The following is a 24536-nucleotide window of genomic DNA, read 5'->3' as shown; positions in this document are numbered from 1 at the left end:
ACGGTGCGGGGGTGTTCGCGTGTGCGGGGGTTTTACGGCGGATCGTGGGTGGTGATTGCGCTCCATCCGGCAGGGCACGCAAGGCCGGCGCCATACGAACACCCCTGTTCCGTTCACCCGAACGGTGCGGGGGTGTTCGCGTGTGCGGGGGTTCTACGGCGGATCGTGGGTGGTGATTGCGCTCCATCCGGCAGGGCACGCAAAGCGAGGCCATACGAACACCCCCGCGCCATTCACCCGAACGGGCGCGGGGGTGTTCGTGTGTGCGGAGGTGTTGGTCAGTGGTGTGTACGGCGGGTCGTGGGTGATGTGTTCGGCGGGGCGCGCACGACCGCAAGTCATGTGAGCGCCCCCGTTTCCGTTCAGTCGAACGGTGCGGGGGTGTTCGCGTGTGCGAACGTTTGGGTCAGTGGGGCGTGTTGTTCGCGCTCGCGAGTTGCGGACCGGGTGTTGTGGCTGGGGTGTGGGGCGGTGGGGGGTGTTGTTCGCGCTCGCGAGTTGCGGACCGGGTGTCATGGCTGGGGTGTGGGGCGGCGGGCTTGGTTGGCTTCGCGGACGATGGCCCAGGCGTCCGCGACCGGGCCCAGGTGGCGGAGCTTGTCGGGGTTGATCACTGCGCGGATCGTCTGGACGCGGCCGGAGAGGATGTCGAGGGTCAGGGTGTTGACGATCCTGCCTTCTCGGTCGCGGAAGATCGCGCCCGGCTGGCCGTTGACCTCGTGCGGCTGCACCACGCCGCCGATGCGGACGAACGGCCCGGCGATCCCGGCCAGGACCCTGGCCACCTTGCCGGCGCCGAAGACGCCCGTGCCCCACAGCGGGGCGTTGCCGCCGCTGTCGCCGACCATCCGCACGTCGGCGGCGAGCAGGTCGCGCAGCCCGTCGACGTCCCCGTCACGGAAGGCGTCGAAGAACCGTCCGGCGAGCTCGTCCCGCTCGCGGCGGTCGGTCTCGAACCGGGCGCGTCCCGCCTCCATGTGACGGCGCGCCCGCACGGCGAGCTGACGGCACGCCGCCTCCGAGCGCCCCACCGCCGCGGCGACCTCGCCGAAGCCGAACCCGAACACCTCCCGCAGCACGAAGACCGCCCGCTCCAGCGGGCTGAGCCGCTCCAGCAGCAGCAGGGCCGCCATCGACAGCGAGTCGGCCAGCTCCGCCGACCGCTCCGGATCCTCGTAGGGGTCGGCCAGCAGCGGCTCGGGGAACCACCGGCCGGTGTACTGCTCCCGCCGGACGCGGGCCGAGCGCAGCACGTCGATCGCGATCCTGGACACCGTGGCCGCCAGGAACGCCTTGGCCGACGCCGGTCGCCCGGGGTAGGCGTCGTAGCGCAGCCAGGCCTCCTGGACCGCGTCCTCGGCCTCGCCCACGCTGCCCAGGATCCGATAGGCGATCGAGAACAGCAGCGGCCGCAGCTCCTGGAACTCCTCCGCCCTGGTCACGCCAGCTCCTCCTTGAAGCCCAGACGCCAGGAAGGGTGGCGCAGCCGCCAGCCGAGCTCCCGCTTGGCCTTGGCGTTGGAGAAGCCGCGCCCCTCGGTCATCATCGCCACCGCGGTCCTCCCGGCCAGCGGCCTGGCCAGCCAGACCGGGATCCGCATCGGCGGTTTGGCCCCCGCGCACGCGGCCAAATATGGCAGCCACTCGCGCGCCGGGGCCGGCTCGTCGTCGACGATGTTGAACACGCCCCTCGCCCGCTGTTCCACGGCCAGGACGGTGGCCTCGGCCGCGTCGTCGAGATGCACCCACGAACTGTAGCCGCCGCCGTCGCCGATGACCGGATACTGCCGCTTACGCACCAGCTCGACCTGGGCGTCGGTGGCCCCGGGCCCGTAGAAGGCGCCGTAGCGCAGGACCGCGCCCCCGGCCGCGGCGACCACCTGTTCGAGGTGGCGGATCGCCGCCGCCCCCTGGCCCGTGCTCGTCGGGTCCAGCGGATCCTCCTCCGTCTTCACCCACCCGCCCGTACGGATGCCGTTCCACGAGGCGTAGCTCTGCGCGACGACATGGGAGACGCCGGTCGCCTCGGCGGCGGCCAGCAGGTGGTCCGTCCCCTCGGTGCGCAGCCGGTTGGTGGTGGCGAACCAGCGGTCGAAGTGCTTGATGTCGGGCTTGCCGCCGATGGCGGTCATCTGGTGCACGATCACGTCCGGCCGGGCCCTGGCCACCGCCTCGCCGACCGCTTCCGCGTCCAGCCCGTCCATCACGACCGCCTCGGCGCCGAGGCGCTCCAGGAGGCCCAGCTTGCCCGCGCCCGTCGTCGTCGCGGTCACCTGGTGGCCGCGCGCCACGAGCCGCCGCACCAGCCGCCGTCCCAGCACCCCGGCCCCGCCGGCCACGAACACCCGCATGACCATCACCTTTCCCACGTCACTGGCTGTTTCCGCCACCCGGGACGAGACAGCACAGCCGTCTGTGACATCGGCCGTGCATGTCACAGCGCGGCCGGCCTGTCTCGTCCCGGGGCGGACAGACTCACCGAGACAGGAGCTTGGCCATGGACGAGCGGAACACACACCGGAAGATCGCCCTGATCACCGGGGCGAACAAGGGGATCGGCCGGGCGACCGCGGAGCGACTCGCCGAACTGGGCGTGACGGTCCTGATCGGCGCCAGGAACGCGCGGCGCGGCGAGGAGGCCGCGGCGGCGGTGCGCGCGGGAGGCGGCGACGCGCACGCCGTCACCCTCGACGTCACCGACCTCGCCACCGTCGAGGCGGCCGCCGGATGGGTCGAGGAGCGGTTCGGCCGCCTCGACGTGCTGGTCAACAACGCCGCCATCACCGGCTCCGGCCAGGTCCCGCCCGAGGACGCCGTCGACCAGATCCCCAGCGGCGTCGACCTGGACATGGTCCGGTCGGTGTTCGAGACCAACGTCTTCGGGGTGATCGCGGTCACCAACGCCATGCTCCCGCTGCTGCGGCGGTCGCCGGCGCCGCGGATCGTCAACCTCAGCAGCGGCGGCGGGTCGCTGGCCCTCAACAGCGAGCCGGGCGGCCCGCTGAGCGGGCTGCCGCAGTCGGCCGCGTACTCGCCCTCCAAGACCGCGCTCAACGCGCTGACCGTGCAGTACGCCAACGAGCTGCGGAAGGACGGCATCCTGGTCAACGCCGCGGCCCCCGGCTACGTCGCCACGGACATCAACGACCACCGCGGGTTCCTCACCCCCGCGCAGGGCGCGACGGTCGTGGTACGACTGGCGACGCTGGACGCGGACGGGCCGACCGGTGGATTCTTCAGCGAGGACGGCCCCGTGCCCTGGTGACTGCCGGTTGAACGGACCACTCCACCCGAGAGGCCGGGCGCGACGCGCCAGGGAACGCGCCCGGCCGCGGGTGAGTCCGGTGCCTGGCGCAGACTAGGCTTGAGTAGCATCCCTGCCGAACGACGAGAGAGATCATGAAGACCTTCGAAGAGCTGTTCGCCGAGCTGTCCGAGAAGGCGCAGACCCGGCCCGCGGGCTCGGGCACCGTGGCCGCGCTCGACGTCGGCGTCCATGCCATCGGCAAGAAGGTCGTCGAGGAGGCCGCCGAGAGCTGGATGGCCGCCGAGCACGAGTCGAACGACCGGGCCGCCGAGGAGATCTCGCAGCTCCTCTACCACGTGCAGGTGCTGATGATCGCGAAGGGCATCGGGCTCGACGAGGTGTACAAGCATCTCTAGGGCGCCCCGCGCCCGCCTCCGCCCGTCCCGCACGTTTCGCGACCCATCCGAGGACCACTGACATGCTACGTCTGGCCGTACCCAACAAGGGCGCTCTCAGCGAGGCCGCCCAGACCATGCTCAAGGAGGCCGGCTACCGGCCCCGCAGAGACAGCAAGGAGCTGTTCGTCGTCGACGAGGCGAACGGCTGCGAGCTGTTCTTCCTGCGCCCCCGCGACATCGCCGTCTACGTCGGCGAGGGCACGCTCGACGCCGGCATCACCGGCAGGGACATGCTCATCGACTCCGGCGCGCCCGTCGAGGAGATCATGCCGCTCGGCTTCGGCGCCTCCACCTTCCGGCTGGCCGCCAAGGCCGGCACCCTGACCAGCGTGCACGACCTGCAGGGGCTGCGGGTGGCCACCTCCTACACCGGGCTGCTCGAGAAGTACCTGTCCGACCAGGGCGTCGACGCCCGCGTGATCAAGCTCGACGGCGCCGTCGAGACCGCCATAAGGCTGGGCGTCGCCGACGCGGTGGCCGACGTGGTCGAGACCGGCACCACCCTGCGCAACGTCGGGCTTGAGGTGTTCGGCGAGCCGATCATGCGCTCGGAGGGCGTGCTGATCAAGCGGAACGGCACCCCCGACTCGCCCGCCATGCAGCAGATCGTCCGCCGCATCCAGGGCGTGGTGCACGCCCGCGACTTCGTCATGATGGACTACGACATCCGCGCCGAGCGGATCGAGGAGGCCATCGCGCTCACGCCCGGCATGGAGGGGCCGACGGTCTCGCCGCTGCACCGTGAGGGCTGGGTGGCCGTCCGCGCGATGGTCCGCCGCCAGGGCCACCAGCAGGTCATGGACAAACTGTGGGACCTCGGCGCCCGCGCCATCCTCGTCACCGACATCTACGCCTGCCGGCTCTAGTAGCGCAACCCGTAGTCGGAGCGGCGGGCCGGGCGAAACGCGTGCCCGAGGCGGGAACCCTCACGGGAGGACGTCAGGCGAGTCCTTTCACCGCTTCGACGGCGTGGTCGACCTGCTCGGGCGTGGTGACGATGCTGGTGCCGAAACGCAGCAGTGACGGCACGTACGGGGTGGTGGAGGCGATGACCTTGCGCCCGTGCAGGCGGGACACCGCCTGGGCCGCGTCCATGCCGTCGATCGAGCAGCACACGAGCCCCGCCGAGAGGCCGGGGGAGTCGGGGGTGGCCAGCCGGACGTGCGGGAGCGCGCGCAAGCCGCTCTTGAGCCGGGTGGCCAGCTCCTGGGTGCGCCGCTGGATGCGGTCCTTGCCGATCGCCTTCTGGAAGTTGAACGCCTGTGTCATCGCCCACCGGTGCTCGAACGCCTTGTAGCCGCCCGGCGTGGCCAGGTCGGCCGTGGTCTCGGCCGGCCCCTCGCCGCGCTGCCAGGCCACGAACGAGGACCGCCCGAAGCCGGGGATGACCGGGGCGAGCGCGTCCCAGGCCCGGCCCCACAGGATGCCGGTGCCGCGCGGCCCGAACAGCCACTTGTGCGTGCCGCTGGCCATGAAGTCGCAGCCCAGGTCGCCCATCTCGTCGGCCATCGCGCCGAACCCGTGCACGCCGTCGACGCACAGCAGCGCCCTGTCGGCCTCGTCGCGGCCCCGGTTGGCCTCGGCCAGCATGTCGGCGATGGCCCGGATCGGCAGCCGCACCCCCGTGCTGGAGTGCACCCACGTCACCGCCACCACGCGGGTGCGCGGCCCCAGGCCGTCCTTGATCGCCTCGACGATCCGGGCCTCCGACGCCTGGGCGGGGTCGTCGTACAGCCTGACCCTGCGCACCTTCGCGCCGGTGCGGTCGGCGAGCAGCCGCACCCCCTCGTGGGTGGCCAGGAAGTCGTGCTCGGTGGTGAGCACGTCCTGGCCGTCCTTGAGACGCATGCCGGAGTAGAGCAGGCCCAGGCCCATCGTGGTGCTGTCGGTGAGCGCGAGCTGCCGGGCGTCGGCGCCGACGAAGCGCGCGGCCGTCTCCCGTACGGTGGCGTCAGGAGAGGCGTTGCCGGCGGGCAGGTAGTGCGGGTCGGCGTCCAGGCCCGCGCGGTGCCGCTCGATCGCCGCCCGCACCGGGGCCGGCGCGGGGGCCAGCACGAACGCCGCGAACTGCCCGTACGCCGGATCGAGCGTGAACTGCGCGCGCACCGACTCCCAGTCGTCCGCGTCGAAGGCCGGAGACGGCTCGGGGGCGGGGGAGGAGGTGCAGGCCGCCACCCCGGCGAGCATCCCCGCGCCGAGCACCGCCCGTCTGTTCAGCTGCCGCGTCACGCTCCCTTCCTATCCCGGGACGCGCCGATCTGCCCAGAGCGCCGGGCGAGTCGTTACCTGCCTGATCAGGTCCGAGATCCGGACGATGCCCAGGCAGCGGTTGACCTCGTCGGTGACCACCAGGTCGTCGTAGACGCGGCCGGTGTCCCGGCCGGCCGCCTGCATCGCCGCCACCGCCGGAGTGGTCCGCGGCACCGTGCGGGGCGGATCGGCCAGCCGCCGCGCCGGTTTCGACCCGTACAGCGCGTGCCCGTACCGGGAGGCGATCGAGAGCAGGAACCGGCCGCGGTCCAGGCTGCCCAGCGGACGCTGGTACTCGTCCACCAGGACCACGCTGGTGATCGTCGGCTCGCGCCCGAACGCCTCCACCGCCTGCTCCGCCTTCGCCGCCTCGGGCAGCGTCACCGCCGGCAGCAGCAGCTCCTGCACGCGGGGGCCGAGCGTCGCCTCCGGCTGGTCGTCGGCCGTGCCCAGCGGCACCCGTACCAGCCCGTCGGGGCCGGGCGACAGCAGCGGCCCGGTCGCCATCCGCGCGCCCCACGAGCGCGCCGCGGCCAGCTGCGCCTCGTCCTCGATCGCGGGCGCCAGCACGTGCGCGCCCACGCCGCGCGCCAGCGTCACCACCGCGCGCGCCGCCGCCACCGCCCGGTGGTCGCGGGGCGCCCGCGCGATCAGCTCCGGCGCGATCCCCACCAGGTACGGGGACGCGTCCGCGATCAAATCGAGCGGCACGTGCTCGGTCCCGGCGCCGCCGAATCCGAGCAGGTAGCCGTGGGCCCGCAGCCCGTCGAGCGCCACCCTGAGCAGCCTTCGCTCCTGCGGCGCGCACGGGCCGCTCAGCAGCAGGATCAGCTCGCGCGGATGCCGGCCGGCGCGGCGCAGCGCCTCGTGCAGCGGGGCCATCGCCCCCGCGCCCGACAGCACCACCTGGACCGGGACGTCCAGGACCATCGGCAGCGGGGCGGCCCGCAGATTCCCCGACGGGTCGAGCATCGCCGGCCGGGCGATCACCGAACCCGTGTCGAGATCCACAAGAGGGCCTGTGAGCAGGGAGGACACGTAGCGATGATGGGCTGGTCCGGGACCCCGCGACAGTCTCCCGCGGTGGAATTCACCGACATTTCCCCGGAGATTCCCCGGCCGGTGAACGCGCGCCGCCGGTCGGTTAGCCTTCCGGCATGAACGCGCGACCGGCGAAGGGCGGCGGCCGGTGGGTCTCCGTGCCGCCTGAGCGGCTGAATCCGTGGATCGACGGGTTCGCCGCCCGCCACGGGCCCTTCGAGGCCGCCGGCGACGACCGCCTGGTGCGGCTGACGGCGCGCGACGGGGCGGTGGCCGAGCTGCACGTGCCCTTCCCGCCGATGCGTCCGGGCCCGCCGCACGTCACCCGGCTCGTCGAGCACTCCCGCGCCGCCCGTCGGGTGGGGGTCGTGCTGGTGCGGCTCGGAGGATACGCGGCCGGGGTGTTCGACGGGACCGCGCTGGTCGCGTCCAAGGTCGGGTCGCGGCTGGTCCAGGGGCGCACGGCGGCGGGCGGCTGGTCGCAGCAGCGCTTCGCCCGCCGCAGGTCCAACCAGGCGGGCAAGGCCTTCGAGGCGGCCGCAGAGACGGCCCTGCGGGTCCTGACGCCGCACGAGCTGGACGCCGTCGTGCTGGGCGGCGACCGCAGAGCGGTGGACGCCCTGCGCGCCGACCCGCGCCTGGCGCCGCTGCTGGCCCTGGAGACAGAGCCGTTCCTGACGGTCCCCGACCCGAAGCTGGCGGTGCTCAAGGAGACCCCGGCCCAGTTCCGGGCCGTCCGCGTGCGCGTCACCGACCCCGCGTGACCGCGCCCGGCGGAGGAGGTCAGGCGCCGAAGGCGTGGGCGTGGTCGGCGAGGAAGGCCGTCAGGGGGCGCGGCGGGCGGCCGGTGAGGTCCTCGACCGCGGAGGTGACCGAGGCCCAGTCCTCCGTCTCCATCTCCCGCATCATCGTGGCCACCTCCGTGGCGGCGCCCTGCGGCACCCCCTGGGCGGCCAGGTGGGCGGCCATGGCGGGGACCGGGAGGTCGACGTAGGTCACCGGCCGGCCGATCGCCGCCGTGACCGCCGCGGCGATCTCGTCGTGGGTGTGCGCCTCGGGCCCGGTGAGCGTGTACGTGGCGCTCGGGCCCACCGGCGCGGTCAGCAGGGCGGCCGCCGCCGCGGCGATGTCCCGGGCGTCGATGTAGCTGACCTTGGCCGCGCCGTACGAGCCGTGGATGCGGCCGTCGCGCACCTCGCCCGGCAGGTTCTGCATGAACCCGCCGGGCCGCAGGATCGCGTGCGGCAGGCCGGACGCGCGCAGGTGCTCGTCGATGCGGCCGTGCGGGTCCTGACCGAGCCTGCCGCCCGGCCTGGCGTGGCGTACGGAGACCGTCACCACCTGCGCCACCCCGGCCTCCCGCGCCAGGTCGACGACCGCGCGGTGGGCGTCCACCACGCCGGGCCAGAGCGAGCTGTTGAGGAACAGCCGGTCGCCGGGCGACAGGTGCGCGCCGATCGACTCGGGCCGTTCCAGGTCGCCCGGCACGTACGGACCGCCGAGACCGGCGGGCTCGCGGGTGACGGCGGCGACCTCGCCGGGCGGGAGCAGGGCGACGAGCGCCCGGCCTATGGAGCCGGTGGCGCCGGTGACCACGATCATGGACTTCCCCTAAGTGGATGACATCATTCCGGTTAGGGGGACCGTACAGGAAGCGGAATCTCGTCGTCCACTTATTCGGGGCGGTACGATTTCCTCCGTGCGGGCGGACGCCAGGCGGAACCTGGGCAAGATCGTGGAGGCCGCGGCGGCCGTCATGGCCGAGCGGGGCTCCGCCGCGCCCATGGAGCTCATCGCCCGCCGCGCGGGCGTCGGCGTCGGCACGCTCTACCGGCGCTTCCCCGATCGGGCCGCGCTGCTCGCCGCCATGGGGGAGCACTACGTGCACTCGCTGGGCGAGGCCCTCGACCGCGCCGTGGCCGAGGAGCGCGACGCCTGGAGCGCGCTGCGGGCGTTCGTGCTGTGGGCGGGCGACTCGGGGCGGGGCGTGCTCGCCGCCGTGCTGGCCGGGGTGCCCGAGGAGGCGACGGTCGGGCCGGGGTTCGAGGAGACCCGTCAGCGCTGGCTGGAACGTTTCACCGCGCTCGTCCGGCAGGCCCAGGCCGACGGCCGGATGCGCGCCGACGTGGGGGTGGACGACGTGGTGGCGCTGCTCAACCTGTTCGCCTGCCATCCCGGCCCGCTGCCCGCGCACGTCGCGGCCCGGCCCACCTGGTTCCTCGGGCTGATGCTGGACGGGATGGCGGCCGGGGCCGCGCAGGGCTGATCACGGGATCGCCACGTCTTTGAGACGATTCAAAAAAATCTTCAAGGCCGCTATGATGAACCCGTTAACAGCGGCACGGCCTCGTGAGGATCAATGGGGACCAGGAGCATCAAGGAGGTCGCGCAGCTGGCGCGGGTCTCGGTCGGCACCGTGAGCAACGTGCTCAACCGCCCCGAGATCGTCTCGCCCGCCACGCGTGAGCGGGTCTTCGAGGCCATCCGCGAGCTGGGGTTCGTCCGCAACGAGGTGGCCCGTCACCTGCGGGTCGGGCGCAGCCGCACGGTGGGGCTGGTCGTCCTCGACGTCTCCAACCCGTTCTTCGCCGACGTCGCCCAGGGCGCCGAGGCGGTGGCCGACGAGCACGACACGATGATGATGCTCTGCAACAGCGCCGCCGACCCCGACCGCGAGCGCCGCCACCTCGACCAGCTGGAGCAGCAGCGGGTGCTGGGCGTCCTGATCACCCCGGTCGACGCCGCCAGCCCGCGCCTGGCCCAGCTCACCGCCAGGGGCACGCCCGTGGTGCTGGTCGACAGCGCCGCCACCGGCATGCAGTGCTCGGTCGCCGTCGACGACCGGCTCGGCGGTCAGGTGGCCGCCGCCCACCTGATCGAGCGCGGCCACCGGCGCATCGCGTTCGTCGGCGGGCCGCTGTCGATCAAACAGGTCGCCGACCGCCACGCCGGGGCCTCCGCCGCCGTGTCCGCCGCTGTGTCCGCCTCCGCCGGGGAAGGCGCCGAGCTCGTCGACTTCGAGACCACGGCGCTGGGCGTGGCCGCCGGGCGGGCCGCCGGGGAGCGCCTGGCCGCGCTGCCGGGGGCCGAGCGGCCGACCGCCGCCTTCTGCGCCAACGACCTGCTCGCCCTCGGGTTCCTGCAGGCCATGTCGTTGCGAGGGCTCAAGGTGCCCGACGACGTGGCGATCGTCGGCTACGACGACATCGACTTCGCCGCCGCCGCGGCGGTGCCGCTGTCGTCGGTGCGTCAGCCGCGTGAGCTGCTCGGCCGTACCGCCATCGAGCTGCTGCTGGAGGAGGTCTCCTCACCGGACGAGCACCGTCACAGGCAGGTGATCTTCCAGCCCGACCTGGTCGTCCGCGAGTCGAGCAAGGCGATCCGCAGAGACGCCTGAGCGGCGCTCCACCGTCCGGGAAGCGGACGCGTGCCCGCTCGCAGGGACGACGCCTCGCCGGTCGTGTGGAGTGTGCGTCCGCTCGTGCCTGGCGGGGCGACGGCGAGAGCCGAGGAGATCGCGCTGATGTGCCGGCGTCCGGCCGAGATGCGGATCGAGTGAGGCATCCGGCCTGTCCGCGAGCAAGGGCCGGCGATCGGGAAAGATCGTTGCATACCTGCAATCTGCGAGAGCCAAGGCTTCCACCTGGTCGCGCAGGGGGTGGACCCGCCGCCGGCGGTGCACGACGCCGACGGCCGTACGCGGTCGCGCTGCACGTTCAGGTGACGCGGTGACCTTCGCGGTCAAGGGCCTGACATTGGTCCGCTGGACCGGCGACGGCTCCGTGAAGGGTCCCGCCGCTGACGGGCGGACGGGTGAGGTTCAGCCAGGTGGCGGCGAGTCCGGGAATCCGGGGGTGGCGACGCATTGACTTTGAGTCGATTCAACACTACTTTCGCAGCAACCGACCGCCGTTCACCCCCGCGTAACGGGACGGGAACCAGCATGCAACGGCTCCCGTCCCCGGGTCCGCGCACACGCCACGAGAAGGTGCTGCCGGATGAGCCATCCCGCCATGTCAATCAGGTTGCAGGCCGCCTGTTCCGAGGTGGTCTGGGCGGCCCGGCTGAACGTGCTGTGGATCGTCTTCACGCTACTCGGCGGCGTCGTGCTCGGGCTCGGGCCCGCCACCGTGGCCGCGTACACGCTGGCCCGGAGGCACGCTCGTGGTGAATCGATTCATGCGCTGCCCGAGTTCTGGCGCGTCTACCGGCGCGAGTTCGTCCGCGCGTCCCTGCTCGTCCTGCCCCTGGCGGTGGTCGCCACCGTCCTCGTCGGCAACCTCCTCTACTTCGCCGCACTCGGGCCCGGCGCCAGGGCGTGGCAGGTGGCCACCCTCGTGGCCCTCGTGGCGCTCGCCTGCGTCGGGTCCTACCTGGGGCCGCTCTACGCGCACTACGACCTGCCGCTGCCGGCCTACCTGCCGAAGGCCTCACTGCTGGCGCTCACCCGGCCGGCCTCGTCCGTGCTCCTGCTGTTCGTGCTCGCCGCGATCGTCTTCGCGACGGTGGCGGCCCCCCTCCTCGCGCTCCTCCTCAGCGTCGGCGCGTGGATCTGCCTCAACACGTGGCTGTGCCTGCGGTTCTTCGAGGAGAACGAGGCGCGCCTGCACTCGAAAGGGAACCGATGACCGCATCCCGTCGTCGCCGGCTGGCCGCCGGTGCGTTAACGCTAACAGCAGCTCTCGTGGCGTCCGCCTGCTCCAGCGGCGCCGGTGAGGGGGCGGCGGAAAGCGACACGCTGACCATGATGGTCCCGCTGTTCCAGACCGCTCCCGACCCCAAGGGCGAGATCCAGCAGGCCGTCGAGAAGCTCGTGGGCAAGAAGCTGCAGATCACCTGGGTGCCCAACGCCGAGTACAACGACAAGACCAACGTCATGCTGGCCTCCAACGCCATCCCGGACGTGGTGGTCATCCAGGACAACAAGGGCGCGTCGTTCGTCCAGGCCGCGAAGGCGGGAGCGTTCTGGGACCTGACCGACAAGCTCGACAAGTACCCGAACCTCAAGCCGAAGTCGCAGCAGGCCTGGATCAACTCCAAGACCGACGGCCGCAACTACGGCATCTACCGGGTCCGCCCCCTGCTGCGCTCGGCGGTCGTGCTCCGCAAGGACTGGCTGGAGAATCTGGACCTGGAGCCGCCCAAGACCACCGACGACCTGTACGAGATCGCCAAGGCGTTCACCGAGAAGGACCCCGACGGCAACGGCAAGAAGGACACCTACGGCCTCATCCTGCCGAAGTGGCCCGCCCCCGTGTTCTCCGCGTCCAGCCCGTACAACGCCATCGACGTCTGGTTCGGCACCCCGAACAACTACGGCATGCGCGACGGCAAGCTCGTCCCCGAGTTCGACGTGCCGGAGTTCTGGGAGGCGCAGAAGTACACCAAGAAGTTCATCGACGAGGGCCTGGTCAACCCCGACTGGGCCACCCTGGACACCGGCAAGTGGAACGACCCGTTCCTCCAGGGCAAGGGCGGCATCATCATCGACGTCAACGTCCGGGCCGGCGAGCTCTTCGACAAGTTCAAGGAGCTGGACCCGGAGACCTACGACCAGAAGGTCGCGATGGCGGGCAACCTGACCCGGCCCGACGGGCAGAAGTTCTCCCTGCCGTTCACCGGCTACAACGGCATCGTGGCTATCTCCAAGCAGCGCGTCCAGACCGAGGAACAGCTCGACGACGTGCTGACCACGCTGGACAAGCTGGCCGGCAAGGAAGGCTCGATCCTGTTGAACAACGGCATCGAGGGCCGCAACTTCAAGGTCGAGGACGGCTACGCCGTGAAGATCAACGAAGACGACCCGGCGGTCAAGGTCATCAACAACGACGTGCAGTTCGGCTTCATCCAGCTCGGCACGACCGCCAGCGTCGGCGTCGCCGGTGACGCGTACGAGTGGATGCGCCCCAGCCAGGCCGAGCAGGACTGGCTCAAGCAGCGTGACGAGCTCATGGAGCTGGACCTGCAGACCGCCGTGCACGACCCGTCGCTGCCGGTCATCTCGCAGACCGCGGTCGAGAAGGGCGCCACGCTCGGCCCGATCCCGACCGACGCCCGGATCAAGTATCTGGCGGGTGCGCTGACCGAGGACGAGTTCAAGGCCGAGATCAAGCGCTGGTACGACAGCGGCGGCACCCAGATCCTCGCCGAGCTCCAGGACGGGATCTCCAAGATAGGCGGCTGACCGGCTCGACCGAGAGGCCCGGGGGCCACCCGGGCCTCTCCTTTCGAAAGGAGGCCGCCGTGGCCACCGATCTGGCGTCGCCCGTCACCGAGGCGGCCCCCAAGAACGACCGGGACGGATCCGGCAGGGTGTCGGTCCGCGCGGCGCTGACGCGCTACCGCTGGCTGTACGTGATGCTCATCCCCGGCCTGGCCTACTTCGCGATCTTCAGATACCTGCCGTTGTACGGCCTGACCATCGCCTTCCAGGACTTCGTGCCGTTCCTCGGCTACTCCGGCAGCCCCTGGGTCGGCCTCAAGCACTTCGAGGCGCTGTTCACCGGGCCGGACTTCGCGCGCCTGCTCTTCAACACCCTGTTCCTCGCCCTGCTGACCGCGATCTTCGTCTTCCCGGCGCCGATCATCCTGGCGTTGCTGCTGAACGAGCTGCGGGTAAGCGTCTACAAGCGGTACGTGCAGTCGCTCATCTACATCCCGCACTTCCTGTCGTGGACGATCGTCTTCTCGCTGACGTACCTGCTGTTCGCGGTGGACTTCGGCGTGATCGCGGGCTGGATCCACAGCCTGACCGGCGGCGGCCCCAAGGTCGACTACATGGCCCAGCCGGAGTGGTTCAGGCCGCTGGTCATCCTGCAGCTGCTGTGGAAGACGTCAGGCTGGGGGACGATCATCTACCTGGCCGCGCTGGCCAGCGTGGACACCCAGCTGTACGAGGCGGCGCGGATGGACGGCGCCGGCCGCTTCCGGCAGTTCTGGCACGTCACGCTGCCGGCGATCCGGCCCACGATCGTGGTCATGGCGATCCTGACCTCCGGCAACCTCCTCGACCAGAGCTTCGAGCAGATCTGGCTGCTCACCAACTCGCTGAACCGCTCGACGGCGGAGGTGTTCGACACCTTCGTCTACTACGTCGGCATCGCCGGGGGCGGCTACAGCTACGCCACGGCGGTCGGCCTGTTCAAGGGCATCGCCGGCGTCATCCTGATCTTCGGCGCCAACTGGCTGGCCAAGCGCATGGGCCAGCGCGGACTTTTCTGAGGAGCGCGCGGCCGTGTCCGACAAGAAACCTGCCAACACGCCGATCAAGCACTACAGCTCGCTCGGCAGCCGCGTGTTCGACATGCTGAACGTCGTCGTGCTCGGCGCGGTGGCGCTGGTCACCGTGCTCCCGTTGTTCTACGTGCTCGCCGGGTCGTTCGCGACCGAGGCGGAGATCTCCACCCGGCCGTTCTTCCTGTGGCCGGAGAAGTTCGTCACGAGCACGTACGAGTACATCTTCGCCAACGACACCATGCTGCGGGCGCTGCTCACCACCATCGCGGTGACCGCCGTGGGGACGGTGCTGCAGGTCGCGCTGACCTTCACCATGGCCTACCCGCTGTCGAAGCGTTACCTGCCGGGCCGCACCCTGGTGCTCAACCTGGTCGTCTTCACGCTGGTCTTCGGCGGCGGGATCGTGCCGACCTACCTGGTGGTGCGCGACCTGGGGATGCTGGACAGCTACTGGGCGCTGATCCTGCCGCTGGCGATCAACCCCTTCTACCTGATCATCGTGAAGTCGTTCTTCCAGGAGCTGCCGCAGGCCCTGGAGGAGGCGGCGCGGATCGACGGCTGCAACGAGCTCGGCGTCTTCTTCAAGATCGTCATGCCGCTGTCCAAGCCGATCATCGCCACGTTCTCGCTGTTCTACGCGGTGGGCATCTGGAACGACTACATGTCGCCGCTGCTCTACATCAACGACAACGACAAATGGACCCTGCAGGTGCTGGTCCGGCAGCTCACCAGCCCCGACGCGGCCAACGCCATCAGCGCGCTGGACACGGTGTTCTTCCCCGCGAGGGGCCTGATGTTCGCGGTCGTGGTGATCGCCACGCTGCCGATCCTGTTCTTCTACCCGTTCCTGCAGAAGCACTTCGCCAAGGGCGTGCTGATCGGGTCGGTGAAGGAGTGACCGGAGTGGAGACCTCGCTGCGCTGGCTGGACCGTCCAGGCGGCGGACAGGGGGTGACCTGGGGCGTGCCGTGGCCGCGCGGCGCCGTCGCCCCCGGCGCCCCCTTCGCCCTGACCGGCCCCGGCGGGGGAGAGGTGCCGGTGCAGAGCTGGGTGACCGCCACCTGGCCGGACGGCTCGGTCAAGTGGTCCGCCCACGCCGCGGCGGCCGCCGGGGAGGACGCGTACGTCCTCGTACCGGGAAGGGAGCCCGCGGCGCCGCGCGTGCCCGTCACCGTCACCCGCGAGGGCGGCCTGATCAGAGTGAGCACCGGGACCGTCGCCTGGACGATCGAGCCGTCGGGGGACACGCTGGTCCGCTCCGCCGGGCGGGACGGCAGGGAGATCCTCCGCGACGTCCGCCTCGTCAGCCTGCGCCAGGACGGGCCCACGCCCGACGACGGGGGCGCGGTCCGACGGGAGAGCGCCACGGGACGGATCGAGCGGGTCACCGTGGAACAGGACGGGCCGGTGCGCGCGGTGATCAGGGCGGAGGGCCGGCACGGCGACTGGCTGCCCTTCACCGTCCGCCTCTACTTCTACGCGGGCGCCGAGGACGTGCGGATCGCGCACACGTTCGTCTGGGACGGCGACCCCGGCCGCGACTTCCTCGCCGGGCTGGGGCTGCGGGCCGGCGTCGCGATGCGGGACGAGCTCCACGACCGGCACATCCGGCTGGCCGGCCGCGACGGCTTCCTCACCGAGGCCGTGCGCGGCCTGACCGGCCTGCGCCGCGACCCCGGCGAGCGGGTGCGGCGCGCCCAGGTCGAGGGCCGCCCGTGCGGGCCCGTCGGCAACCCCGAGGTGGCCGGCCGTCTCCACCTCGTCCCCGCCTGGAACGACTACACGCTCGACCAGAACTCCGCCGACGGCTACCTGCTGCGCAAGCGCACCGCCGAAGGCCACGCGTGGGTGACGATCCCGTCCGGGACCCGCTCGGCCGGGTACGGCTACGCCGGCGGCACGAGCGGCGGCCTCGGCTTCGGCCTGCGCGACTTCTGGCGCCTCCACCCGGCCAGGCTCGACGTCCGCGACGCCGCCACCGGCCTGGCCACCGCCACGGTCTGGCTCTGGTCGCCGTCCGCGCCCGCCATGGACCTGCGGTTCTGGCACGACGGCCTGGGCCAGGACACCTTCGCCGAGCAGCTCGAAGGCCTGGAGATCACGTACGAGGACCACGAACCCGGCTTCGGCGACCCGTACGGCATCGCCCGCACCCACGAGCTGACCCTGCGCGTGTACGGGGCCACGCCCACGCACCCGGACCTGGCCGCGCACGCGGCCGCGATGAACGAGCCGCCGCTGCTGGTCGCCAGCCCCGAGCGGATCAGGGCGGCGGGCGTGTTCGGCGACTGGGCGCCGCCCGACCGCGCCACCCCCGCCCGCGCCGCGATCGAGGACCGCCTGGACTTCCTGTTCGACCTGTACGCGCGCGAGCGCGAGCAGCGCCGCTGGTACGGGTTCTGGGACTACGGCGACGTCATGCACACCTACGACGCCGACCGGCACACCTGGCGCTACGATGTCGGCGGCTACGCCTGGGACAACTCCGAGCTGTCGCCCGACCTGTGGCTGTGGTACCAGTTCCTGCGCACCGGGCGGGCCGACGTGTTCCGCTTCGCCGAGGCCATGACCCGCCACACCGGCGAGGTCGACGTCTACCATCTGGGCCGGTGGAAGGGCCTGGGCAGCCGGCACAACGTGCAGCACTGGGGGTGCAGCTGCAAGCAGTTGCGGATCTCCAGCGCCGCCTACCGCCGTTTCCTCTACTACCTGACCGCCGACGAGCGCACCGGTGACCTGCTCGACGAGGTGGCCGGCGCCGAGGAGGCGTACGCGGCGCTCGACCCGCTGCGCAAGGTCCGCGAGGACGACTACACGCCGGACCCGTCGGCGCTGTCGGTCGGGCTCGGCGCCGACTGGGGCGCGCTCGCCGCCGCCTGGCTGACCCGCTGGGAGCGCTACGGCGACGAGCGGGCCAGGGACAAGCTGCTGCGCACCATGGCCGGCATCGGCGCGCTGCCCCACGGGTTCCTCACCGGCGAGGCCCGCCTCGACCTGGCCACCGGCCGGTTCGACACCTCGCGCGACACCGTCGCGGTCTCGCACCTGTCGGCGGTCTTCGGTCTGCCCGAGGTGTGCTCCGAACTGCTCTCGCTCGGACTGGACGTGCCCGGATTCGAGCGGGCGTGGCTCGACTACTGCCGCCTCTACCTCGCCACGCCCGAGGCGCAGGCCGCCGAGACCGGCCGCCCGCTGACCGGGATCTCGCTGATCCAGGCGCACAGCCGCCTGGCCGCCTATGCCGCCGCCCGTCTCGACGACGCGGACCTGGCCGCGCTGGCCTGGCGCAGGTTCTTCCACGACGAGGGCGACCAGCTCAACAGCAACCCGTTGCAGCGGGAACCCGACTGGCGGCTGACCCGGGTCGAGGGGCCGCACGTGCCCGCCCCCCTCTGGGACGCGCCGTTCGTCAGCACCAACGACGCCGCCCAGTACGGCCTCGCCGCGATCCAGAACCTGGCCCTGATCGCCCGGCACCTGCCGGAATCGAACGACGGCCCCCCGGCGTTCCCCGCTGTGTGACGCTTCGAGAGAAGGCGGAGCTCCAGGCACGGGCCCTACACTGATCCGTATGCACACTCCCGATTGACCGGCGTCGCACGCCCTCATCCCTCGTTTCCTAGCACGGGAGTGCTTCGTCAATCATGATCATTGCCACTGACATCGAACTGCGTGCGGGCTCGCGCCTCCTCATCGAGAACGCCTCCTTCCGGGTCAACCCCGGCGACAAGATCGGGCTCGTCGGGCGCAACGGCGCCGGCAAGACGACCCTGACCAAGGTGGTGGCAGGCGAGGCGCTGCCCGCCGCCGGCACCGTCACCCGCACCGGCAGCGTCGGCTACCTGCCGCAGGACCCCCGCACGGGCGACCTGGAGGTGCTCGCCCGCGACCGCGTCCTGTCGGCCAGGGGCCTGGACGAGGTGCTGCGCAAGCTGCGCGAGGCCGAGGCCGGCATGTCCTCCGCCGACGAGCGCACCCGCGAGAAGGCCGTCAGGCAGTACGGCCGCCTGGAGGACCAGATGCACGTGCTCGGCGGCTACGCCGCGGAGTCGGAGGCGGCCTCCATCGCCTCCAGCCTCGGCCTGGCCGACCGGGTGCTCGGGCAGCCGCTGAAAACGCTTTCTGGCGGCCAGCGCAGGCGGGTGGAATTGGCGAGAATTCTTTTCAGCGGGGCGGAAACTCTCCTTCTCGACGAGCCGACAAACCACCTAGATGCGGACTCAATCGGGTGGCTTCGTGATTTTTTGCGCTCTCATCAGGGCGGCTTGGTGATCATCAGCCACGACGTCCAGCTTCTTGAAGCCACGGTCAACAAGGTGCTCCACCTCGACGCCAACCGGTGCGTCGTCGATCACTACAACGTCGGCTGGAAGGCCTACCTCGCCCAGCGCGAGACCGACGAGAAGCGCCGCAAGCGCGAGCGCGCCAACGCCGAGAAGCAGGCCGGCGCGCTCCTCTCGCAGGCCGACAAGATGCGCGCCAAGGCCACCAAGGCGAAGGCCGCGCAGGACATGATGCGCCGCGCGCACCGCCTGCTGGCCTCCACCGAGGAGGAGCGCGTGAGCGACAAGGTCGCCCGGCTGCGCTTCCCCGATCCCCAGCCGTGCGGCCGCACCCCGCTGATGGCGGAGGGCCTGTCCAAGTCCTACGGGTCCCTGGAGGTCTTCACCGACGTCGACGTGGCCATCGACCGAGGTCACCGGGTGGTCATCCTCGGGCTCAACGGCGCCGGCAAGACCACGCTGCTGCGCCTGCTGGGCGGGGTGGAGCGGCCCGACACCGGGGAGATCCGGCCGGGCCACGGGCTGAAGATCGGCTATTACGCCCAGGAGCACGAGACGCTCGACAGTGACAGAACCGTCCTGGAGAACATGCGTTCGGCAGGCGGAACGTTCACTGACACCGAGCTGCGCAAGGTCCTCGGCTCGTTCCTGTTCACCGGGGACGACGCCGACAAGCCCGCCGGAGTCCTGTCCGGAGGCGAGAAGACCCGCCTGGCGCTGGCCACGCTGGTGCTGTCGAGCGCGAATGTCCTGCTGCTCGACGAGCCGACGAACAACCTCGATCCGGTCAGTCGTGAGCAGGTTCTCAACGCTCTGAGGTCGTATTCAGGAGCGATCGTGCTGGTGACCCATGACGAGGGTGCCGTTGACGCCCTGTCACCGGATAGGGTGATCTTGCTGCCAGACGGAACTGAAGACGCGTGGAGCGAGGAATTTTCCGATCTTGTGGCACTTGCCTGATCTTAATTTGGGTGGGTACGGATCTTTTCCCGTGGAGTAGGTAGCCGATCCCGCTGAAATGACTGATCATGGCGGAGTAACGCTGCGGAAGTCCGGCACTACAGGAGGTACTCGTGGCCGAGACACTGAAGAAGGGCACCCGGGTGACGGGGGCCGATCGCGAGAAACTGGCCGGCGATCTGAAGAAGCGCTATGCCGCGGGCGAGAGCATCCGCGCCCTGGCGGCTTCGACCGGCCGGTCCTACGGGTTCATCCACCGCATCCTCAGCGAGTCCGGGGTGACTCTGCGCGGACGCGGAGGGGCGACCCGGGGCAAGTCCAAGCGCTGACGGCCGCCTCGGAACGCGCGACCGCAGCCGCTCGTCCCTAGTCAGCCTGCCGTCGCGCCCGGGCCAGAATCTCATTCTGTAAGCTCGGGCGCGACGGTACAGCGAGGAGGGCAGCGGTGATGGGCGACGCGAAGGCGCCACAGCAGCGCGGGGGGTACGCGGAGGAGGTTTCCGCCGAGGAGCTGGCGGAGATCGGCCTACGCTACGAGGTGGACGGTGAGATAGCCACGGTCACTCTGAACCGGCCGGACAAGCGGAACGCGCAGACGTCCGCGACCTGGTCGGCTCTTGCACGCATCGGCGCCGGCCTGCCGGAGCAGGTGCGCGTGGTCGTGGTGAAAGGTGAGGGACCGTCCTTCTCGGCAGGCATCGACCTGCGGATGTTCACGAAAGAAGGGGTGCCGGGGCAGGGCTCGTTCGGCTCGGCCGGCAGGCAGGACGACAGCTCGCTCAAGCGACTGGTCGACCAGGCTCAGCAGGGTTTCCTGTGGCTGCGCCGCCCCGAGATCGTCTCCATCGCGGCCGTGCAGGGTCACGCGATCGGTGCGGGCTTCCAGCTCGCGCTCTCCTGCGACCTGCGGATCGTGGCCGACGATGTCAAGTTCTGCATGAAAGAGCCCGCGCTCGGGCTGGTGCCCGATCTGACCGGCACCAAGCCCCTGGTGGAGCTGGTGGGCCTGGCCAAGGCGATCGACATCTGCCTGACGGCCAGGATCGTGGAAGCCGACGAAGCCTTCCGCATCGGCCTGGCCGAACACGTGGTCGCGGGGGGCGACCTCGACAAGGCCGTGGCCGACAAGGCCGCGCAACTGCTGTCGGCCAACCGGGACGCGGCGGCCGCGACCAAGCGGCTCCTTCAGGGCGCGTCCGCGCGCACCCTGGAGGAGCAGAGAGCCGCGGAGGGCGCCGAGCAGGCCGAACGCCTCAGGGCCCTCTTCAACGCCCAGTCTTGACGGGGCGGGGCGGTTTCGCCAGAAGCTGATAAGGGAATCGACGGACGGCCCCGCGACGCTTAGCTGGGGGAGTGAGAGGATTTCCCCTGGATGGCGATGATGGGAGGGGGTTTCGGCCCCCAAGTGTGGGCGTCGCTGCGGCGGGACGGCTCGGTGACCAAGCAGCGGCTCGCGCCCGGCACGGTGCGGCGGATCGCCGGCTATGCCCGCCCCTACCGGCGGCAGATCGCGGCGTTCCTGCTGCTGGTGGTGGCGGGCGCGGTCGTCGTCGTGGCCAACCCGCTGCTCATGAAGGCCATCATCGACGACGGCATCCTGCCGAAGCGGACCGGAGTGGTGATCGGCCTGGCGGTGGCGATCGCCACGCTGGCGGTCGTCGACGCCGGGCTGACCCTGGCGCAACGGTGGTTCTCCGCCCGCATCGGCGAGGGCCTGATCTACGACCTGCGCACCGAGGTCTTCGACCACGTGCAGCGGATGCCGGTGGCGTTCTTCACCCGGGCCCAGACCGGGGCGCTGGTGTCACGGCTCAACACCGACGTGATCGGCGCCCAGCGGGCGCTGACCAGCACGCTGTCGTCCGTGGTGTCCAACATCGTCAGCCTCGTCCTGGTGCTCGCCGCCATGCTCGTGCTGTCGTGGCAGGTGACGCTGGTCGCCCTGGTGCTGCTGCCGATCTTCATCGTGCCCGCCAAGTGGGTCGGCCGCCGCATGTCGGCGCTGACCCGCGAGCAGATGCAGCTCGACGCCGAGATGAGCAGCGTCACCACCGAACGGTTCAACGTGGCCGGCGCGATGGTGGCCAAGCTCTACGGCCGGCCCGAGGACGACGCCGCCGTCTTCGGTGAGCGCGCCGCCCGGGTGCGCGACATCGGGGTGCGGGTCGGCATGTACGCCGCCGTCTTCCGGGTCGCGCTCGGCCTGGTCGCCGCCCTGGCGACGGCGCTGGTGTACGGGATCGGCGGCGTGCTGGCCGTGGGCGACGTGTTCGAGCTGGGCACGCTCGTCGCCCTGGCCGCGCTGCTCATGCGCCTGTACGGGCCGCTCACGTCGCTGTCGAACGTGCACGTCGACGTGATGACGGCCCTGGTGAGCTTCGACCGGGTCTTCGAGATCCTCGACCTGAAGCCGATGGTGGCCGAGCGGCCCGGCGCCCGTCCGGTGCCGGACGGCCCGGTCACGATCGAGTTCGACGACGTGAGCTTCCGCTACCCGTCGGCGGATGAGGTGTCGCTGGCGTCCCTGGAGTCGGTCGCCAAGCAGGACACCGGCCCGTCGGCGCAGGTGCTCGACGGCGTGACCTTCACCGCCGAGCCCGGCAGGCTCATCGCCCTGGTCGGCCACTCCGGCGCCGGCAAGACCACGATCACCTCGCTCGTCTCCCGGCTCTACGACGTCACCGGCGGAGCCGTCCGGATCAACGGCCTGGACGTGCGCGACGCCACGCTCGCCTCGCTGCGCGACACCGTGGGCGTGGTCATGCAGGACCCCCACCTGTTCCACGACACGATCGGGGCCAACCTGCTCTACGCCCGCCCCGGCGCGAGCGAGGAGGAGATGTGGGCGGCGCTGCGGGCCGCGCAGATCGGCGAGCTGGTCGAGGCGCTGCCCGACCAGCTGGAGACCGTGGTCGGCGAGCGCGGTTACCGGCTGTCCGGCGGCGAGAAGCAGCGCCTGGCGCTGGCCCGGCTGCTGCTCAAGGCGCCGCGCGTGGTCGTGCTCGACGAGGCGACCGCCCACCTGGACTCGGAGTCGGAGGCGGCCGTGCAGCAGGCGCTCAAGACCGCGCTGACGGGCCGCACCTCGCTGGTGATCGCGCACCGGCTCTCCACGATCAGGGAGGCCGACGAGATCCTGGTCGTGAACGCCGGCCGCGTCGCCGAGCGCGGCCGCCACGAGGAGCTGCTGGCCCGCGGCGGGCTGTACGCCGAGCTCTACCGCACCCAGTTCAGCTCGTCAGGTAGCCCAGCCGGGTGAGCTCCTGGCGGGCCACCTTCTCCACCAGCTCGGCGTCCTCCGCCCGCAGGCGGGCGCGCCAGCCGCCCACCCGGGGCGCGGGCCCGTACAGGGCGACCTTCGGCACCCGCGTGTCCAGGAACTCCGACAGCCTGGCCGCCTCCTGCGCGGGTCTGAGCGCCAGGTCCTCGTAGCGGACCGTGATGAGCTGGTCCTCCGGCAGCTCCTGGCGGAGGGTCGCGTTCAGCCGCACCGCGCTGCGCCAGCGCAGCGCGCTCTTGCCGGCCACCGGCATGGTCTTCCAGCGGTCGCGGTGCTCGTCGCGGTTGACACCGAGGAACTCGTTGGGGAACTCGGTGTCCTCCGGCAGCATCACGGGCTTGAACCAGGCCAGGCAGGCCGGGTCGTCGAGCATGTCGGCGGTGACGTCCCGGCCGTCGCGGATGAGCTGCACGAACCGCGCGTCGGGGAAGGCGCGCCGCAGCACGGGCACGGCGTAGAGCAGGTCGGGGCTGGCGTCGCCGAACCTGGTGACCTCGCCGGTCGCCACGCACGGGCCGGTGCTGGTCACGCCGCCCGCCTCCCGGCAGGCGTCGGAGCACAGCCCGCACGAGCCGTTCAGCACCTGCCACGACTCGGCCAGTGCGTCGCGCAGCACCCGCACCGCGCCGGAGGTGCGGCCGATCGACGGCCGGCGGGCGAAGGCGTACACCACGTGCGCCACGCACGCGCGGCCCGTCGTCAGGTGGAACCCGGGCGCCCGTTTGAGGGCGCGGGCCAGCAGGTCCGTGCCCGAGTGCGGGGCGCCGACCAGGAACACCGGCCTGCGGACCTTGATGCCGTTGACCACGAGGATGTGGGGCGGAAGTCGCATACGAGAGGTAAGTGTGACACCGTTTTCCGGGTGATAGAGACAACCGGATTCTTGCACCATGACGCCACCGTCGCCGTCGTGTCCCCGTCGGGCCCGGCGGACGCCGCCGTGCTGAAGCGGGGGGTCGAGCGCCTGGAGGGGCTCGGCATGAAGGTCATCGTCGGCCCGCACGCGCTCGACCGCCAGGATCTGCCCTACCTGGCCGGTGAGGACGCGGCCCGGGCGGCCGACCTGCAGGCGGCGTGGTGCGATCCGGCGGTGTCCGCGGTGTTCTGCGCCAGGGGCGGCTACGGCGCGGCCCGGCTGCTCGGCCTGATCGACTGGGACGCGATGCGGGCCGCCGGGCCGAAGGTGCTCATCGGCTCCAGCGACATCACCGCGCTGCACCAGGCGTTCGCCGTGGAGCTGGGCGTGCCCACGCTGCACGGCCCGATGCCCGGCAACGTGCTGATCGGCGGCGAGCAGGGCCCCGAGCCGGTCACCTGGGACGCGATGCTCGCGGCCCTGTCCGGCGCCGCCGCGCCGGTCACGGGCGATCGGGTGCTGGTGCCCGGCCGGGCCGAAGGGGTGCTGACCGGCGGTAACCTGTCGCTGCTGGCCTCGCTGTGCGGCACGCGCCACCAGCCGTCGTTCGACGGCCGGATCGCGTTCCTCGAAGACATCGGCGAGGAGCCCTACCGCGTCGACCGCATGCTCACCCAGCTCCTGCAGGCCGGCGCGTTCGCGGGCGTGCGGGGGATCGCGCTCGGGTCCTGGGTCGACTGCGGCGATCCCTACCCGGTGCTCCGTGACCGCCTGGAGCCGCTCGGGGTGCCGGTCGTCGCGGGGCTTCCCGTAGGGCATGGATCGCCCCAGATGAGTGTGTGGCTTGGGGCTCTTGGGGCTATTGATACCGAATCGTGCTCCCTGACCGGCCCCTACTGGAACGAGGACCAGGCAAGGTAGGACAA

At 71.4% G+C, this 24536-nt stretch carries 23 protein-coding genes; 17 read left to right on the top strand and 6 right to left on the bottom strand.

Translation table 11 applies throughout. The annotated features are described in order from the left end of the window. Positions 1–512 precede the first annotated feature (512 nt). Both ACIBF7_RS35345 and ACIBF7_RS35340 read right to left on the bottom strand, forming a co-directional pair. Positions 513–1442, bottom strand: a complete 930-nt coding sequence (locus ACIBF7_RS35345) for an RNA polymerase sigma-70 factor (protein ID WP_397199084.1) — start codon at positions 1440–1442, stop codon at positions 513–515. Next, positions 1439–2350, bottom strand: coding sequence for an NAD(P)-dependent oxidoreductase (locus ACIBF7_RS35340; RefSeq protein WP_271275614.1), 912 nt, complete (start codon positions 2348–2350; stop codon positions 1439–1441). The genes ACIBF7_RS35345 and ACIBF7_RS35340 overlap by 4 nt, the downstream gene beginning before the upstream one ends. Before the next feature lie 146 nt (positions 2351–2496). Here ACIBF7_RS35340 and ACIBF7_RS35335 point away from each other — a divergent pair, with 146 nt between their 5' ends. The 3 genes from ACIBF7_RS35335 (at position 2497) to hisG (ending at position 4570) form a co-directional block, all read left to right on the top strand. Further along, complete coding sequence (locus ACIBF7_RS35335; RefSeq protein ID WP_397199083.1) at positions 2497–3264, top strand: SDR family oxidoreductase; 768 nt, start codon at positions 2497–2499, stop codon at positions 3262–3264. Positions 3265–3398: 134 nt separating this feature from the next. Beyond that, positions 3399–3662 (top strand): phosphoribosyl-ATP diphosphatase, encoded by a 264-nt coding sequence (locus ACIBF7_RS35330; protein WP_397199082.1) that lies wholly within the window; start codon positions 3399–3401, stop codon positions 3660–3662. Between the two features lie 62 nt (positions 3663–3724). Further along, on the top strand, positions 3725–4570 hold the full coding sequence (gene hisG, locus ACIBF7_RS35325) for an ATP phosphoribosyltransferase (RefSeq protein WP_148031309.1): 846 nt from the start codon (positions 3725–3727) through the stop codon (positions 4568–4570). Positions 4571–4643: 73 nt separating this feature from the next. Here the strand turns inward: hisG and ACIBF7_RS35320 are convergent, their stop codons facing one another. Beyond that, positions 4644–5933 (bottom strand): aminotransferase class V-fold PLP-dependent enzyme, encoded by a 1290-nt coding sequence (locus ACIBF7_RS35320; protein ID WP_397199081.1) that lies wholly within the window; start codon positions 5931–5933, stop codon positions 4644–4646. A gap of 9 nt (positions 5934–5942) precedes the next feature. After that, positions 5943–6992, bottom strand: a complete 1050-nt coding sequence (locus ACIBF7_RS35315; protein ID WP_364230529.1) for an EAL domain-containing protein — start codon at positions 6990–6992, stop codon at positions 5943–5945. 119 nt (positions 6993–7111) lie between these two features. On the opposite strand from ACIBF7_RS35315, the gene ACIBF7_RS35310 reads away from it, so the two are divergent. Continuing rightward, positions 7112–7759, top strand: a complete 648-nt coding sequence (locus ACIBF7_RS35310; RefSeq protein WP_364230532.1) for an acVLRF1 family peptidyl-tRNA hydrolase — start codon at positions 7112–7114, stop codon at positions 7757–7759. Between the two features lie 19 nt (positions 7760–7778). On the opposite strand, the gene ACIBF7_RS35305 is transcribed toward ACIBF7_RS35310, so the two are convergent. Beyond that, positions 7779–8597 (bottom strand): NAD(P)H-binding protein, encoded by an 819-nt coding sequence (locus tag ACIBF7_RS35305; RefSeq protein ID WP_364230535.1) that lies wholly within the window; start codon positions 8595–8597, stop codon positions 7779–7781. 97 nt (positions 8598–8694) lie between these two features. Here ACIBF7_RS35305 and ACIBF7_RS35300 point away from each other — a divergent pair, with 97 nt between their 5' ends. The 12 genes from ACIBF7_RS35300 to ACIBF7_RS35245 all read left to right on the top strand — a co-directional run bounded on the left by ACIBF7_RS35300 (position 8695) and on the right by ACIBF7_RS35245 (position 22733). Beyond that, a complete protein-coding gene (locus ACIBF7_RS35300; RefSeq protein WP_397199080.1) occupies positions 8695–9261 on the top strand; it encodes a TetR/AcrR family transcriptional regulator in 567 nt (188 codons plus the stop codon). Between the two features lie 93 nt (positions 9262–9354). Further along, positions 9355–10392: a LacI family DNA-binding transcriptional regulator gene (locus ACIBF7_RS35295; protein WP_364230541.1), complete on the top strand. Its 1038-nt coding sequence runs from the start codon at positions 9355–9357 to the stop codon at positions 10390–10392. Positions 10393–10422: 30 nt separating this feature from the next. After that, a complete protein-coding gene (locus ACIBF7_RS35290; protein ID WP_397199079.1) occupies positions 10423–10554 on the top strand; it encodes a hypothetical protein in 132 nt (43 codons plus the stop codon). A gap of 439 nt (positions 10555–10993) precedes the next feature. Further along, positions 10994–11623, top strand: a complete 630-nt coding sequence (locus ACIBF7_RS35285; protein WP_397199078.1) for a YesL family protein — start codon at positions 10994–10996, stop codon at positions 11621–11623. 56 nt (positions 11624–11679) lie between these two features. Continuing rightward, positions 11680–13179 (top strand): extracellular solute-binding protein, encoded by a 1500-nt coding sequence (locus ACIBF7_RS35280; RefSeq protein WP_397199077.1) that lies wholly within the window; start codon positions 11680–11682, stop codon positions 13177–13179. Positions 13180–13238: 59 nt separating this feature from the next. Next, on the top strand, positions 13239–14216 hold the full coding sequence (locus ACIBF7_RS35275; protein WP_397199076.1) for an ABC transporter permease: 978 nt from the start codon (positions 13239–13241) through the stop codon (positions 14214–14216). Between the two features lie 13 nt (positions 14217–14229). Further along, a complete protein-coding gene (locus ACIBF7_RS35270; protein WP_397199075.1) occupies positions 14230–15129 on the top strand; it encodes a carbohydrate ABC transporter permease in 900 nt (299 codons plus the stop codon). A gap of 5 nt (positions 15130–15134) precedes the next feature. Beyond that, the gene (locus tag ACIBF7_RS35265; RefSeq protein WP_397199074.1) at positions 15135–17753 is read left to right on the top strand and encodes a Tat pathway signal sequence domain protein; all 2619 of its coding nucleotides are present in this window, start codon (positions 15135–15137) and stop codon (positions 17751–17753) included. A gap of 122 nt (positions 17754–17875) precedes the next feature. Next, complete coding sequence (locus ACIBF7_RS35260; protein WP_219547720.1) at positions 17876–19474, top strand: ABC-F family ATP-binding cassette domain-containing protein; 1599 nt, start codon at positions 17876–17878, stop codon at positions 19472–19474. A gap of 113 nt (positions 19475–19587) precedes the next feature. After that, on the top strand, positions 19588–19803 hold the full coding sequence (locus tag ACIBF7_RS35255) for a helix-turn-helix domain-containing protein (RefSeq protein WP_020547488.1): 216 nt from the start codon (positions 19588–19590) through the stop codon (positions 19801–19803). 119 nt (positions 19804–19922) lie between these two features. Next, positions 19923–20756 carry an enoyl-CoA hydratase/isomerase family protein gene (locus ACIBF7_RS35250; protein ID WP_397199073.1) on the top strand — a complete coding sequence of 278 codons (834 nt, stop codon included), beginning with the start codon at positions 19923–19925 and terminating at the stop codon, positions 20754–20756. Positions 20757–20846: 90 nt separating this feature from the next. After that, the gene (locus tag ACIBF7_RS35245; protein WP_148031318.1) at positions 20847–22733 is read left to right on the top strand and encodes an ABC transporter ATP-binding protein; all 1887 of its coding nucleotides are present in this window, start codon (positions 20847–20849) and stop codon (positions 22731–22733) included. Here ACIBF7_RS35245 and ACIBF7_RS35240 read toward each other — a convergent pair. Beyond that, complete coding sequence (locus ACIBF7_RS35240) at positions 22705–23586, bottom strand: sulfotransferase (RefSeq protein ID WP_271275625.1); 882 nt, start codon at positions 23584–23586, stop codon at positions 22705–22707. The genes ACIBF7_RS35245 and ACIBF7_RS35240 overlap by 29 nt on opposite strands. A gap of 51 nt (positions 23587–23637) precedes the next feature. Between ACIBF7_RS35240 and ACIBF7_RS35235 the strand changes: the two genes are divergently transcribed. Then, entirely contained in the window at positions 23638–24531 is an 894-nt protein-coding gene (locus ACIBF7_RS35235; protein ID WP_148034529.1) for an LD-carboxypeptidase, read from the top strand. Positions 24532–24536 lie beyond the last annotated feature (5 nt).

Source organism: Nonomuraea sp. NPDC050478, from assembly GCF_044458265.1.
In the GTDB taxonomy this organism is placed as follows: Bacteria; Actinomycetota; Actinomycetes; order Streptosporangiales; family Streptosporangiaceae; genus Nonomuraea; species Nonomuraea ferruginea.
This window is presented reverse-complemented; position numbering and strand designations above follow the sequence as displayed.

Excerpts from the sequence above, each read along its gene's own strand:
- ACIBF7_RS35340 (WP_271275614.1), bottom strand. The coding sequence starts at position 2,350 with ATGCGGGTGTTCGTGGCCGGCGGGGCCGGGGTGCTGGGACGGCGGCTG.
- ACIBF7_RS35335 (WP_397199083.1), top strand. The coding sequence starts at position 2,497 with ATGGACGAGCGGAACACACACCGGAAGATCGCCCTGATCACCGGGGCG.
- ACIBF7_RS35330 (WP_397199082.1), top strand. The coding sequence starts at position 3,399 with ATGAAGACCTTCGAAGAGCTGTTCGCCGAGCTGTCCGAGAAGGCGCAG.
- hisG (WP_148031309.1), top strand. The coding sequence starts at position 3,725 with ATGCTACGTCTGGCCGTACCCAACAAGGGCGCTCTCAGCGAGGCCGCC.
- ACIBF7_RS35310 (WP_364230532.1), top strand. The coding sequence starts at position 7,112 with ATGAACGCGCGACCGGCGAAGGGCGGCGGCCGGTGGGTCTCCGTGCCG.
- ACIBF7_RS35305 (WP_364230535.1), bottom strand. The coding sequence starts at position 8,597 with ATGATCGTGGTCACCGGCGCCACCGGCTCCATAGGCCGGGCGCTCGTC.
- ACIBF7_RS35295 (WP_364230541.1), top strand. The coding sequence starts at position 9,355 with ATGGGGACCAGGAGCATCAAGGAGGTCGCGCAGCTGGCGCGGGTCTCG.
- ACIBF7_RS35285 (WP_397199078.1), top strand. The coding sequence starts at position 10,994 with ATGAGCCATCCCGCCATGTCAATCAGGTTGCAGGCCGCCTGTTCCGAG.
- ACIBF7_RS35260 (WP_219547720.1), top strand. The coding sequence starts at position 17,876 with ATGATCATTGCCACTGACATCGAACTGCGTGCGGGCTCGCGCCTCCTC.
- ACIBF7_RS35250 (WP_397199073.1), top strand. The coding sequence starts at position 19,923 with ATGGGCGACGCGAAGGCGCCACAGCAGCGCGGGGGGTACGCGGAGGAG.
- ACIBF7_RS35245 (WP_148031318.1), top strand. The coding sequence starts at position 20,847 with ATGGCGATGATGGGAGGGGGTTTCGGCCCCCAAGTGTGGGCGTCGCTG.
- ACIBF7_RS35240 (WP_271275625.1), bottom strand. The coding sequence starts at position 23,586 with ATGCGACTTCCGCCCCACATCCTCGTGGTCAACGGCATCAAGGTCCGC.